Genomic DNA, 13,434 nt, shown 5'->3' on the forward strand with positions numbered 1-13,434 from the left:
CAACTCCTCGGGATGTCGATCGACCCTATCGGGCAGGTCAGCGCTGCGCGCCGCAATGCCCACGGGTCTTGCTCGCCGTACGGTGCACGGATGGAGCGGATCGGACTGACACCGGGGTCGGAGATCGGCGGATACACCGTCGTCGCACCGCTCGGTCAAGGTGGCATGGGGACGGTCTACCGGGCGGTCGACGGTGGTGGCGACGCGGTCGCGCTGAAGCTGCTGCACACGCAGATCGGCACCGACGCGGCGGCGCGGGCGCGCCTGCGCCGCGAGGTGGCCGCGCTGCAGAAGCTCCGGCACCCCGGCGTCGCCGCGATCCTCGACGCCGAGGCCGACTCGACCGAGGCCTTCCTGGTCACCGAGCTCGTCCAGGGCGACAACCTCGAGGAGCACGTGCGCGAGCGCGGACCGCTCGACGCGGACGAGCTGCTGGACCTCGCCGAAGGCCTGCGTGACGCCCTCGAGGCCGTGCACGGCGCGGGCGTGATCCACCGGGACCTCAAACCGTCCAACGTCCTGGTCACCGACGACGGCCCCGTGCTCATCGACTTCGGGATCGCCCAGGCGGCCGACGAGTCCCGCATGACGTCAACCGGGCTGGTCATCGGCACCCCGGGCTACCTCGCACCCGAGCTGCTCGACGGCGACGAGCCCTCGGCGGCGTCCGACTTCTGGGGCTGGGCGGCGGTGCTCGCCTTCGCTGTCACCGGGCGTCCCCCGTTCGGGACCCGTCCGCTCGAGGCGGTGCTCGCCCGTGCACGATCCGGAGAGGTGGACCTCGACGGCGTCGGCCCCCTGACCTCGGGAGCGCTGCGCCGCGCACTGGCTCCGGTCCCGGGCGAGCGGCTCGACCCGGCGGACGTGGTCGCCGCTCTGACGGTCGTGGTAGCCGAGGGTGAGCCGCTGGCGGAGGACACGGACGGCGATGCCGACTCCGAGACCACCGTTCTCGGGCCGCAGGACGTGGTCGGGACCGCCGTGCTGGCCGCCGGAGCGCCGACGGTCGTCGTGGCGGGTGCCGCGGCAGGTACGTCGAACGGCGCGCCCGCGGGATCCGTCGTCTCCACGGCACCTCCCGAGCACGACGGCCTGACGCGCCCGTTCGACCCGGCCGTCGTGCCGGCCGCTGCCGGGGCGTCCGACGACGAGGGTCTCGACGACGAGGAGCTCGACGAGGACGGCGTCGACTGGATCGAGGAGGACCTCGACGCGTCCGAGGGCGACGGTCCCGAGGGATCCGGGTACGTGCGTCCACCGGCCAGGCGCCGCTGGGGGACGCTCCTGGCGTTCGCCGCGCTGACCGGGGCGGCCGGGGCGATCTACCCGGGCATCACGCTCATCGCGTTCCTGGTGGTCGTCATCGTGATCCGGACGATCGGGTCGACGGTCGAGTCGATGTACTCGCACCGCGAACGGGCCGGCGTGCGTCGCTCCGACCATGCGCGTGCGGTCGCGACCGGGCCGTGGCACCTCGTGCGGTCGCTCCTCGGGCTGATCCCGTCGCTCCTCGTCGCCAGCAGCGTCGTCGTCATCCTGCTCGGCATCGCCTGGTGGCTGATCGGCGAGGGCCGCTGGACCATCTCCGGGTCACCGTCCGGCTACTCGCCGCGGGGTGTCACCGCGACGCTGCTCGTCGCGGCCATCCTCATGGTCGGGGTCTGCATCGTCTGGTGGGGGCCGCTGTCGCGGATGACCAGGCTCGGGGCGCGGCGTGTGCTCGCGGTCGTCGCGCCCGGTCGGCGGGGGGCGGCGATCGCCACGGTCGGGCTCCTCGCCGTGACGGCGATCTTCGTCACGATGATCCTCACGGGAACCGAGATCGTGTGGGCCCCCCTGCCCGAGCCGACGATGCCCTGACCACGTGGTTCAGCGGCCTCTTCACGAGAGCTGCGACCCGGACGGCGTGCGCGGGAAGCGCTCCGACCGTCTCGCCATGCGGGACCGGCCTGGCGTTCGGTCTCGCAACCGCCTTGGGTGAACCCCTGACCGGGGGCCTCACGGACGGGAGCATGGGTGGCGCAGGACGAGTTCAGGGCCGTCGACGTCGAGGAACGCACCCGGAGCAACGGTGACGTCGTCCGGTACGACCACCGCACCGGGACGCTCGGCGTGCACCGCGGCGACGTGATCATCGCCTGGTTCCGACCCGACGAGGGCTACGAGTTCTTCCGGCGTGAGGTGGCCAAGTGACCTCGTTCGGCGCTGCCTTCACCGACTTCGTGCGTGGCCGTGGACTGTGGCGCGACGACACGCCTGACGCGGTCCTCGAGCGGTGGTCGAGCTTCGTCGAGGAGTGCGAGCACGGCTACCGCGACGACGAGTTCGCGTACGCCAACGAGGTGATGTCGCGGACCACGCTCGAGGCCGCCCTGCAGGAGCCGTCCCTCGCGGCGTTCCCCGAGACGGCGCTGCTGCGGGCGCGCGTCGCGGAGCTCGACGCCCGCTTCCGGCCGTTGCTCGTCGAGCACGCGCACCGCGGCATCGACGTCGACGAGTGGTGGCTGCGGGGTGTCGTCCGGTACGCCGGCCACCGTCTGGCGCGGGAGTGGAAGCAGTCGTTCGGGTTCGACATCGAAGTCGTCCGGCACCAGCGTGCCTGACGGCTGCCGGTCACGCGCCGGAACACGTCGACAGGCAGACGCCCTACGCTGTGCGGCATGACGGCGCGACGACGAGTGATGCTCGCGCTCGCGCACGCCCGCCGACCGGCCCTTCCGGTGCTCGCCGTCGTCGCGATCGCGATGTTCACCGTGGGGGTCGTGGCCCAGGGCCGCGTCGTCCTGCACGACTGCGTGAGCCCGGGCGCCAGGTTCGGGTCCCTCGGCCTGAACCTTGCCGTGCTCCAGGACGCCGCGGACTGCCCCGACGGCACCTACGGGCTCGGCGGAGTCTCGCGCGGTGCGGTCCTGCTGCTCAGCGTCGCGCTCCCCGTGCTCGTCGGCTACGTGTTGCTCACCGCCTGCGGTGTGGGCCTGTCGGCGCTCCTCGTCCGCACCGCGCGCCAGGCGCGCACGTTGCTCCGGTCCGTGTTTCCCCACCTGCGTCTCGACGCGACCCAGGCCCCGGTCGAGCCCGTGTCGCTGGTCGCCGACGGGCGTCCGTCCGTGCCGCGACCGCGGGTGCTCGTCGGGAGCGTCGCGCTCCGCGGTCCGCCTGTCACCGCGTGACGCCGACCTCCCCCTGACCAGCAGCACCGAAGACCCAGGAGCAACCATGCCCACCAACGAACCACGTCCGACGAAGGCGGTGCGGCGCGACGAGGCTCGCGCCAAGGCCGCACAGATGCGCAAGGAGCAGGAACGCAAGGCCAAGCGGAATCGCCTCGTCGGTATCGCCGTCCTCGTCGTCGCCGTCCTCGTGCTCGGCTTCGTCGGCTACAAGATCGTGTCCGACAGCAACGCCAACGCGGCCGCCAACTCCGACGTCGTCTACGGCGGCGACGCCGCTGACCTGATCCCGCCCGCGATCGCCGACGTCAGCGCGCCCGCCCCCGCGGGCGACAACGGCGGCATCCCGGTCAGCGGCGAGGGCGCTGACGCGGTCGGCACCACGGGCGACGGCGACGTCGTCCTGTCGATCTACTTCGACTTCATGTGCCCGATCTGCGGCCAGTTCGAGTCGATCAACGGCGCGGACATCGACACCCTGCTGGCCGACGGCGGGACGACGGTCGAGTACCACCCGATCTCGTTCCTCGACTCCAACTCGTCGGGCACCAGCTACTCGACGCGGGCCGCCAACGCCGCCGCGATCGTGGCCGACCGGTCGCCGGAGCACTTCGCCGACTTCGTGAGCGCCATGTACGTCGACCAGCCCGCCGAGGGCTCCTCCGGCCGGACCGACGCGGAGATCGCCAAGATCGCCACCGACCTGGGCGTCCCCTCCGACGTCGCCGACTCGTTCACGGACACGGTCGACGGCACCTACGAGACCGGCTCGACCGACGACCCGACCTCGAACGACGGCACGTGGCGCACGTTCTCGCCCTGGGTCGTTGCCGCGACCAACCAGATGTCGCTCGACGGCCTGCCGATCTCGACGCCGACGGTTCTCATCGACGGTGAGCCGTTCACCGGCTGGCGCGAGCCCGGTGCCCTGCTCGACGCGGTCAACGCCGCCAAGTCCTGACCTCGGGTGATCGCGGGCGCGTCTCCGTCAGGGGGCGCGCCCGCGCATCTCGTAGTCTTGGACGTCGCACGCCTCCTTAGCTCAGTTGGCCAGAGCACCTGTCTTGTAAACAGGGGGTCATCGGTTCGAATCCGATAGGGGGCTCCGAAGGAACCGCGCGCCACCTGCAGACGTAGGCTGGCGGGCGGTTCGTCGTTCGGGCCGAACCGAGGCTCGTCGTAGCAGTCAAGGACCACCCGCAGAGGCTCCATCCCCTGCAGAGCACGTGACCGCGCCGCACCAGACTCAGCCCAGGAGCAGGTACCAGCCGCCGACGCCGATGATGCCGCCGAGGGTCGGCGCCACGACCGGCACCCAGGCGTAGGACCACTCGGACGAACCCTTGTTCTTGAGTGGCAGCGCCGCGTGCACGAGCCGGGGGCCGAGGTCTCGTGCGGGGTTGAGGGCCGGGCCGGTGGGGCCGCCGAGGCCCGCGACGAGACCCCAGACCAGGAAGCCGAGCGCGAGGTGTGCGACGGCCGGCTCGTTGGCGGTCAGCGGGGAGTTCACGATCGCGAGCGCGCACGAGAACAGGACGACGGAGCCGAGCAGCTCGGACAGGAACCCGTTGAGGCGGGAGTGCGCGGAGTTGATCGTCGCGAACGTGGCGAGGATGTCCTCGGCGTCGGTCGTCTGGTCGTAGTACGGCTTGTGCGTCACGACGATCGCGACCTGGCCCGCGATGGCACCGGCCATCTGCGCGGCGACGTACGGCGCGACCTCTGACCACGGGAAGAGCCCCCAGGTCGCGAGGCCGACGGTGAAGGCAGGGTTGATGAGGTTGCCGCTGATGCCGCCGAACATGATCGCGGGGATCATCACGCCGAACCCGTAGCCCATGGCGATGAGCGACCAGCCGCCGCGGTAGCCCTTGGACCCCTTGAGGTGGACGTTCGCGACCGTGCCGTTCCCGATGATGATGAGGATGGCGGTGCCGATGAACTCGCACGCGAGCCGGACGGGCAGGCTGTACGACGGGTCCATCGGTTCTCCGCTCGTCGGTTCCCTGGGCGTCAGCGTGGCACAGCTGGTCGCGGCCGCACGAGCGCTCGGTGCCCGCCGGGCCGGCGTCCGTGGGCCCGGGAGCTGGAGCCCGCCGGATCAGCCGACGGCGGCCACCCCGAGCACCGGGCTCCGGCGAGGGTCGACGGACGCGGGTGGACGACGAGCGGAGCCCGGCCGGACGCCGAACCGGCGCGTGAACGCACGCGAGAACGCGGCCTCCGACTGGTAGCCGAACCGGTGGGCCACGGCGGACAGGGGCTCGGCCGACGTCTGCAGGTGCGTACGCGCCAGCTGGAGACGCCAGTCGGCGACGTAGCGCATCACGGAGTCGCCGACGAGGTCGGTGAACCGCGCGGAGAACGCCGACCGGGACATCCCGACCTCGCGCGCGAGCGCGTCGACGCCCCAGGCCGTCTCCGGGGAGCGGTGGATCGCGATGAGCGCCCGGCCGACCTGCTCGTCGCGGAGCGCCGCGAGCCAGCCGACGCGCGCCTCGGGTGCGGACTCGAGCCACGCGCGCACCGCCTGCACCACGAGGACGTCCGCGAGCCGCGTGAGCACCATCTCGCCGCCCGGCCGCAGCGCGCCGGCCTCCCGGGTCATCAACCGCAACGTGCTGTGCAGCCAGCTCGCGTCGCCGTCGTCCCACGCGTCGACCACCAGGACGTCAGGGAGCTGGGCGACGAGTCGCCGCGCGCTCTCCTGGTCGGGCTCGACGACCACGCAGGTCACCTGGGCCGGCTCGCCCCCGCCGCCGTACCGCATGATCTCGTAGCGCTCGCTCACGAGCTCCACGGGGATGTCGAACAGGGGCTCGCTGGGGGCGTCGAGGTCGCTGCGCAGGCGGTGGGCAGTGCTGTGCGGGAGGAGGGCGAGACTGCCCGGCTGCAGCAGCCGTGGTGCGTGGCCCTCGACCTCCAGCCAGCACCGCCCCGCGGTCACCACATGGAACATCATCAGGCTCTCGAGCGGGGGCAGGTCGATGCCCCACGGGGCGGTGAGCTCGGTGCGGCAGTAGAGCGTGCCGGTGATCTGCAGCAGGTGCAGCGCCTCCCCGAGGTGGTCGTTCGGGGGTGGGACGCTCCGCGGCTCGGTCACCTACCGATCGTCGCAGCCGGTGCGGCAGACAGTCCAACGATCTCGGACGAATGGTCATGAATCACGGATCCAGGATCATTGTTCGTCCTGCGGAGCGCCAGCAAGGTGGATCGCATGAACACACCTACGTATCTCGTCATCGGCGCCACCGGCAAGACCGGCCGCCGCGTCACCCGCCGCCTCCTCGAGGGCGGCCACACCGTGCGGGCCCTGTCCCGCGGGTCGCAGCCCAGGTTCGACTGGGAGGACGACACCACCTGGGCCGAGGCCCTGCGCGGTGTCGACCGCGCCTACGTCACCTATGTCCCCGATCTCGCCGCCCCGGGCGCGCAGGACGTCATCGCGGCGTTCACCCGTGCCGCTGTCGACGCCGGGGTGGAGCGGCTCGTCCTGCTCTCCGGCCGCGGCGAGCACGGCGCCGAGGCGTGCGAGCAGATCGTCACCGGCTCCGGCCTGGAGCACACGATCGTGCGCGCGAGCTGGTTCGCGCAGAACTTCACCGAGGGCATGCTCGCCGAGTCGGTGCAGGAGGGGGTCGTCGCGATGCCCGCCGGCGACGTCGGGGAGCCCTTCGTCGACGTCGACGACATCGCCGACGTCGCGGTCGCCGCACTCACCGAGGACCGGCACGTCGGCCGGCTCTACGAGGTCACCGGACCTCGACTGCTGACGTTCGCCGAGGTGGCGACCGTCCTCTCGGCCGCCACCGGCCACCCCGTGGCCTACCTGCCCGTGTCCTCGGAGGAGTTCCGCACAGCCATGACCGAGATCGCCGGTCCCGAGATGGCCGCGATGCTCACCGACCTGTGCGACGAGGTGTTCGACGGCCGCAACGAGTCGCTCGGCCATGGCGTCGAGGAGGCGCTCGGACGCCCCCCGCGCGAGTTCGCCGACGTCGTCGCGGCGGCCGCGGACGAGCGGGCCGACGTGGTCAGCGCTGCCGCGCCCCGTGGCTAGGGGCGCAGGAGTCACTCGCCCGCGCGGTCCAGCATCGCGATCAGGCCGTCGAGCTCCTCGCGGTACTGCGGTGCACGCGGGTAGTCGCTGTGGGTCGCCACGGAGAACAGGTAGGTCGTGGTGTCCTCCTCTTGCGCGCGGCGGTCGATGGGGGAGTCGACGTAGTCGTCGACGGGGAAGCCGATGAAGTCGGTGCGCCGCCACAGGCCCCGCCAGCGCAGCTCGCCAGTGCCGTGGGTGGTGAGGGCGCTCACGACCGTCAGGCCTGTCGGCGGTGGTGTCGTGGGCGCCAGGGTCCACGGGTCGTCGGCCCAGGGGCGCGCGGCGAGGGCCGCGTGCGTGCCCAGCACGCCCGGTCCGAAGAGCTCGGGGAAGAACCGCCCGAAGAACGCGCGCAGCTGGGTGCCGTAGGTGAGGAGCCCGATGCGCGGGTCCGTCGGACCCGAACCGTCCGCGGCGTCCCACCGGGAGAACAACGCGCCGACCGCGAGCACCGCGCCGAGGCTGTGCGCCGACAGGACGACCGTGCGCCGGGGGAGGTTCGGGCGGTCGCCCTCCTCCACGTCGAGGCCGTCGAGCCAGCTGTCGATGCGGGACCGGAGCTCCGGAACTGCCCGTTCCGCGTAGCAGGGTGGCGCGAACGGGTGGGCGGCGCGCGGCAGGAAGCACATGAGGTCCCACAGGAGCCCCCACGGGCGGGTCAGGGACTTCTTGGACCCGGCGAGCACGACGCTGGTGAACAGCAGGCCCGCGGCAAGGCCGATGGCCGGTCCCGCCCAGTCGGTCATGACGTTCCACACCGCGCCGTCGCGCTCGTCCAGCGTCTCGCGCATGCCTCGTAGCAGGAGCGAAGCGGCGAGCGCGAGGAAGAAGATCGTGGCCAGTGCGCCGACGACGCGTTCCGCGCGATGGGCCAGTGCCGCGTTGTGCCGGTTCGGCTGGAGCGCCGGGCCCGCCGTGCTCGTCCCGCCGGGCACGTCGGGGACGGGCCGTCGCCGCAGGTAGCCGGAGCGGAGCAGCATCACGAGGATGAAGAGGGCCAGGGCGAGCAGGCCGAGCACGCTCACGATCGCGAAGTCCCGGTAGGCGCTGGACGGGGTCAGATGGACGGGATCGGTCAGCGTGATCTGCACCGGGCGTCGCAGCGAGTCGGCGGAGTCGAGCGCGGCCTGCGCCTCGGACGGGAGCGCCACGTTCTCCGGAGCGCCGGGCCGCTCGAGCCAGGCGGTCACCCCGGCGACCAGCGCGGCGCTGAGCACCATGGCCGCTCCGGCAGCGATGCTGAGGAACACGAACGGCGCGTGGCCGCGCCACCCCTCGAACCGGCGGTCGCGCTGGCGGAGGTTGGCCGCGAACGAGGCGACGACGACGGCGAGCGCGGCCGCGCCGGTCACCACCCAGAGGACCGTCGCGGTCGTCGTGCCCTCCCACCAGACGGCCACGACGGACGCGGCCGCCGCGAGCGCGGTGAGCGAGCCCCAGACGAACGCGGGCAGGTGACCACGCAAGCCGATCGCGCACAGGCAGAGCAGGACGAGCATGCCGACCAGGACGGTCGGCACCGCGTCGAGCCCGACGAACGGGACGCTGCCTGTCGACGGCAGCTGGTCGGCGGGCAGGTTCGGTCGGACCGGCAGGTCACCGGTGTCGGCGACGGCGAGCTCGCACGCCACGAACACCCCCAGGGCGACGAGCAGCCCGATCACGTCCGGGAGCCGACGGATCGGCGGAGGCTCGGTGTGCGTGGCGCTCGGCTTGAGCATCGCGGGGTCGATCCGGAGCAGGGCCACGCGCACCGCGGACCCGAGCAGCAGCAGGCCGGACAGCGAGAGCAGGACCGCCCACCGGGTCGAGTCCGGACCGGTCTGCCACGTGCTCGGTTGCAGACAGCCGTTGGACCCGAACTCCGGGCCGAACCAGCAGCTCGGGGTGGAGTAGTAGAGATAGTGCCAGCTCAGGACGAGCGTCAGGAGCGCGAAGGCCGCCGTCAGGTGGCTCAGCCCGAGCACGCTGGAGCGCTTGGAGTGCGACCAGAAGCCGTGCCGTGCCAGGACAGGCCACCGGCCGACGTTCGCCTTCTCGGTCAGGTCGTTCGTGCCACCCAACGCGGCGGTGATGGAGCGACGCGTCTCGTACTTCACGTTGCCCGTCGACCCGATGGCCCCGAGCGCCAGGACGGCCAGCGCCGCGACGAGCGCGAAGACGGCGGTGCGCGGTCCGGCCTCCCAGCGCGCCCACGAGTCGAGGAACGTCGGTAGCGCCGAGCACACCTGGACGTGGGGGACGGGATCGGGGACGACCGGCCCGTAGCACTGCGCGGCCAGCGTCCAGAGCATGATCGTCGCGGCCGTGGCGACCCAGAGGAGCGTGAGCCCGAGACCGAACAGGCGGACCAGGGCGCCCGCCGCCGACCCGCGGCGCCTGCCCAGAGGCTCCTCGATGTCGACCGACCAGTAGGCGACGTTCGTGAACCCGAACGGGATGATCACCACCCAGAGCGCGCGGATCACGCCGTTCACGATGCCGCTGACGGCGCCGAGCCCGGGAACGCTCGCGAGGCGTGCCATCGCACCCCACGAGTAGGCCTCCCGGCGCACGTTCGGAGGCACCCGGCGGTGATCCGTCGAGGGGAGCCTGGCGACGGCAGCCGACGCGGCCTCCGTGGGCGCCCAGAAGCTGCCGAGCTCGTCGCCGTCCACCTGCTCGACCTGTCCGGGCGTCAGACCGAGCATTCCCGCGGGCGGGGTGTTGGAGATCCCGTGGATGCGCAGCTCGAGGACGGCCGGCCCCTGATCAGGCAGCGGCGGCTCGGTGGTCGGGTGGTTGCGACGCAGCAGCGCGGGCAGGCGCATGGCTGTCCCCTCGTCGGACGGGCCGGACGGCCCTGCTCGACGCTAGCGGCGGGCGACCCGCGGTGGGAATGTCCCGATTGCGCATTTCACCCAGACCGAGAATTCATTCCGCGCGCAGGTCCAGGCCCATCGCCTCGACAATCACGACGGCCTGCTCCAACGTGATGATCGCGCGCTCGAGATTCACGGTCGACGGCTCTATCCCGGAAAGCTGGCTCCCGCGCAGGTCGCAGCCCGAGAGGTCCGCCTGCTGCAACCAGGCGCCGGACAGGTCGCACCCGCGCAGCGTCCCTCCGGCTGCCTTGACGCCCGTGAGGTCGGCCTCGCGCAGCCGTACATCCCGGAACGTCGCCGAGTGGAGGTCCGCGCGGGCGAGTGCGACGAACGACCAGTCGCCTCCGTCGACCGTGGTGATGTCGAACGTGCAGCCGTCGAACGTCGAGCCGACGAGCTTGCACCGCTCGAACCGCACGTCGAAGAAGTTCGAGCGCGAGAACGTGCAGTTCACGAACGCGCCCTCGGTGTGCACCGAGGCGTTGAGCTTGACGTGGCGGAACGTGCAGTGCTCGAACAGCACGCCGTCACCGAACGTCTCGGTCATGTCGACGTCGACGAGCTCCACGTGCGAGAAGGACTGCCCGGTCAGGTCACGGGCGTACCAGTCCTCGCCCCGCACGGTGCTGGTGGTCAGAGGTGCGGTCTCGGTGCGGCGGTGCTCGGCCATGGGTCGATCATGGCCCAGCCGCCGCTGCTCTAGTTCGCAGGGCCCGTCTGCTCCAGCAGACGAAGGGCGGCGCTGACCCGAGGGTTGCGCTTCGGATCGCTGTCGATCCCGAGGGTCGCGTACATCCCGTTGACATGGTTCTGTACCGACTTCTCGGTGATGCCCAGCCGATCGCCGATGCCCGCGTTCGACAGGCCCGCTGCCAGGAGCCGCAGCACCTCGTACTGGCGATCCGTCAGGCGAGCCACCGCCGAGCCCGCCCGGGGTGTCATGCGGGCGAGCAGGGCAGGGTCGAGCACCGTCTCCCCGATGGCGGCGGCCCTGACCGCGCCGACGAGGACCTCCTCGCTCGTCGAGGAGTTCTTGGACAGGTAGCACCAGCCCTGGCCGACGTCCGGCGGCAGGTCGAGGAGCAGGTCCATCGCGTCGTGCGCGGAGAGCAGCAGGATGCCCAGGCCGGGCATGCGCCGGCGCAGCGTGACGCCGAGCGCGATGCCGTTGCCGTCGGGGAGGTCGATGTCGAGGATCACGACGTCGACGAGACCGGGCCGGATCATCCGGGCTGCCTCGGTCGCCGTGGCCACGGCGACGACGACGTCGAGACCGAGAGTCGACGCGAGCGTGTGCTCGAGCATCGAGCGGAACAACGGCTGGTCCTCGACGACCGCGACGCGGATCGGTTCGGTGCTGGGAGTACTCATCGCCCCCAGTATCGTCGGCGGACAAGCCCGCCGCGTGGTTACGCGCCGGTCGGAGCCGGACGAGTGGGCGGATCAGGTGTGGCTGTGCTGAGGAGTGAGCGATGACGACGGCGTCCCCGGACTCGGCGGCCACGATCGCGGCTCGTCGGGACGGGCTCCACCGGGACCGCACCACCCTCCTGCGCGGCACCGCAGGGATCGCACTCGGCTACGGCATCGGTGCAGCACTGCAGGCCACCTACGTCTACTCCGTCTACGTCACCAGCTGGACCATCGCACCCGTGTGGTCCCGGATCGGGGCGAACGTCGTGGGAGTGGCCGTACTCGTCGGCACGCTCGCGGCGACCCAGGCCTACCGTGCCCGCACGTTCGCGTGGATGGCCGGCGCCGTCGTCCTCGCGGCGGTCGTCGCTGCTGCGGCCCGCTTCGGTGCCCAGATCCTGCTGGGCATCTACGACGCACCCAACCAGTCCGTCCGCGACGCGGAGCTCTTCAGCGGGTTTCTCATGGGCACGATCTCGGGCCTGATCGGCATGTGGGCCATGGTGTCCCGCCGCGCGATGCGCACCAGGATCCTGGCAGGCGCGCGCGACGCCGTGCACGTCGAGGTCGCGGTCCGGGCGCTCGAACAAGAGGAGATCCGGGTACGCCGCGCCGTCGCCGAGGGGTTGCACGGGACGCTCCAGTCGAAGCTGGTGCTCGTCGACGCGCGCCTGGCGTCGCTGCTCGGACGCCACGACGAGGACGCGCTGGACGAGGAGAGTCGCAGCACGGTCGAGTGGATCCGTGCGGAGCTCGACGAGGCGCGCGAGACCGACGTCCGCGAGATGAGCCGGCTGCTCTACCCGGACCGCCTCGAGCTGGGACTGGTGCCGGCGTTGCGTGCGCTGCTCGGCAGGATCCCCGCGAGCATCGCGACCCAGCTCGTGGTCAGCGACGCCATCCGGGCGCTCGACGACCCGGCGGCCGGCACGCTCTCGGTCAGCGAGCGGCTGCTCGTGGTCCGGGTGGTCGAGGAGGGGATCACCAACTCGCTCAAGCACGGACCGGCTGCGTCGGTTCGCGTCGTCGTCGACGCGGACGACGGCGTCCTGCACGTGGGCATCGAGAACGACGGCGAGCTGTACGACCCTGCTTCCGCGGGCGCCGCGTCGGGTACGGCCCGGCTCGACACGAGGTTGTCCCTGGTCGGAGGACGCCTGGAATTGGGACCCGGAACCGATAGAGGCGCCCGCCTGGACGCATGGTTGCCGCTCGGAAACGGCACTCTTTAGCAATTCCTGAGCCTGACTTGTCGTATTCACCCGAATCGCCCGGGGTGAAAAGAACGGCTGGCCTGGCGTCCCGGGTGCTGCCACCTAGGGCCGAACGAGTGAAGTTGCCGAAGAGATCTACGTTCCCAGACAACCGTCCAACGGTCGTCTGTGAACGGGGTATCGGTGAAGCGCCGACGCCCGGCCGCTTTCCTCGACTCAGGAGATCACTCATGGCTTCCATCAAGTCCAAGAAGTCCCGCAAGGGCCTCGCCATCGGCCTGGCCATCCTCGGCGTCGCGGGCCTCTCGCTCGCCTCCGCGTCCGCGCTGAACCTGACGGGCACCCCGCAGCTCCAGGCTGGCGTCAAGGACGTCGCCGGGTGCCAGACCAGCTCGATCGCGGTGTCGTTCGCCGCCCCGACCCTCGTCAGCGGCGCCTACACCTCGAACGCCGTGACGCTGGACAAGATCGACGCCACCTGCGCCGGCTCGACCTACAAGGTCGCGCTGCTGGGTGCGGGCAACGTGCTGCTCGGCACGGCCTTCACGGGCACGGTCCCCGCGACGTCCCCCTCGGTTCCCCTGACGCTCACCCTGGGCGCCGGCCAGACGGCCGACGCCATCACGCGCGTCGCGGTCACGATCTACAACTGATCGATCCCCAGACGGACC

At 71.6% G+C, this 13,434-nt stretch carries 13 protein-coding genes and 1 tRNA gene; 9 read left to right on the forward strand and 5 right to left on the reverse strand.

The annotated features are described in order from the left end of the window. Positions 1-90: 90 nt before the first annotated feature. The 6 genes from AC1DPN_RS07780 to AC1DPN_RS07805 all read left to right on the forward strand — a co-directional run bounded on the left by AC1DPN_RS07780 (position 91) and on the right by AC1DPN_RS07805 (position 4,275). Positions 91-1,860 (forward strand): protein kinase domain-containing protein, encoded by a 1,770-nt coding sequence (locus AC1DPN_RS07780; protein ID WP_477084161.1) that lies wholly within the window; start codon positions 91-93, stop codon positions 1,858-1,860. A gap of 156 nt (positions 1,861-2,016) precedes the next feature. Then, a complete protein-coding gene (locus AC1DPN_RS07785) occupies positions 2,017-2,193 on the forward strand; it encodes a hypothetical protein (RefSeq protein WP_477084162.1) in 177 nt (58 codons plus the stop codon). Next, a complete protein-coding gene (locus tag AC1DPN_RS07790; protein WP_477084163.1) occupies positions 2,190-2,603 on the forward strand; it encodes a hypothetical protein in 414 nt (137 codons plus the stop codon). The genes AC1DPN_RS07785 and AC1DPN_RS07790 overlap by 4 nt, the downstream gene beginning before the upstream one ends. 57 nt (positions 2,604-2,660) lie before the next feature. Beyond that, positions 2,661-3,170 (forward strand): hypothetical protein, encoded by a 510-nt coding sequence (locus tag AC1DPN_RS07795; protein WP_477084164.1) that lies wholly within the window; start codon positions 2,661-2,663, stop codon positions 3,168-3,170. A 46-nt stretch (positions 3,171-3,216) separates the two neighbouring features. Further along, complete coding sequence (locus tag AC1DPN_RS07800) at positions 3,217-4,131, forward strand: DsbA family protein (RefSeq protein WP_477084165.1); 915 nt, start codon at positions 3,217-3,219, stop codon at positions 4,129-4,131. Positions 4,132-4,201: 70 nt separating this feature from the next. After that, a tRNA-Thr gene (locus AC1DPN_RS07805) sits at positions 4,202-4,275 on the forward strand. Positions 4,276-4,416: 141 nt separating this feature from the next. Here the strand turns inward: AC1DPN_RS07805 and AC1DPN_RS07810 are convergent. Then, a complete protein-coding gene (locus AC1DPN_RS07810; RefSeq protein WP_477084166.1) occupies positions 4,417-5,154 on the reverse strand; it encodes an MIP/aquaporin family protein in 738 nt (245 codons plus the stop codon). Between the two features lie 117 nt (positions 5,155-5,271). Next, on the reverse strand, positions 5,272-6,273 hold the full coding sequence (locus AC1DPN_RS07815) for an AraC family transcriptional regulator (RefSeq protein ID WP_477084167.1): 1,002 nt from the start codon (positions 6,271-6,273) through the stop codon (positions 5,272-5,274). 114 nt (positions 6,274-6,387) lie between these two features. Between AC1DPN_RS07815 and AC1DPN_RS07820 the strand changes: the two genes are divergently transcribed. Beyond that, complete coding sequence (locus tag AC1DPN_RS07820; RefSeq protein ID WP_477084168.1) at positions 6,388-7,230, forward strand: NmrA family NAD(P)-binding protein; 843 nt, start codon at positions 6,388-6,390, stop codon at positions 7,228-7,230. An 11-nt stretch (positions 7,231-7,241) separates the two neighbouring features. On the opposite strand, the gene AC1DPN_RS07825 is transcribed toward AC1DPN_RS07820, so the two are convergent. The 3 genes from AC1DPN_RS07825 to AC1DPN_RS07835 form a co-directional block, all read right to left on the reverse strand. Further along, positions 7,242-10,082 carry a hypothetical protein gene (locus AC1DPN_RS07825; protein ID WP_477084169.1) on the reverse strand — a complete coding sequence of 947 codons (2,841 nt, stop codon included), beginning with the start codon at positions 10,080-10,082 and terminating at the stop codon, positions 7,242-7,244. Between the two features lie 103 nt (positions 10,083-10,185). Further along, on the reverse strand, positions 10,186-10,806 hold the full coding sequence (locus AC1DPN_RS07830) for a pentapeptide repeat-containing protein (protein ID WP_477084170.1): 621 nt from the start codon (positions 10,804-10,806) through the stop codon (positions 10,186-10,188). Between the two features lie 29 nt (positions 10,807-10,835). After that, complete coding sequence (locus AC1DPN_RS07835; RefSeq protein ID WP_477084171.1) at positions 10,836-11,507, reverse strand: response regulator; 672 nt, start codon at positions 11,505-11,507, stop codon at positions 10,836-10,838. 101 nt (positions 11,508-11,608) lie between these two features. On the opposite strand from AC1DPN_RS07835, the gene AC1DPN_RS07840 reads away from it, so the two are divergent. Both AC1DPN_RS07840 and AC1DPN_RS07845 read left to right on the forward strand, forming a co-directional pair. Then, entirely contained in the window at positions 11,609-12,781 is a 1,173-nt protein-coding gene (locus AC1DPN_RS07840; protein ID WP_477084172.1) for a sensor histidine kinase, read from the forward strand. Positions 12,782-12,993: 212 nt separating this feature from the next. After that, entirely contained in the window at positions 12,994-13,416 is a 423-nt protein-coding gene (locus AC1DPN_RS07845; RefSeq protein WP_477084173.1) for a hypothetical protein, read from the forward strand. The last annotated feature ends 18 nt before the right edge of the window (positions 13,417-13,434 follow it).

The sequence above is a fragment of the Cellulomonas sp. P4_H4 genome (assembly GCF_056400865.1).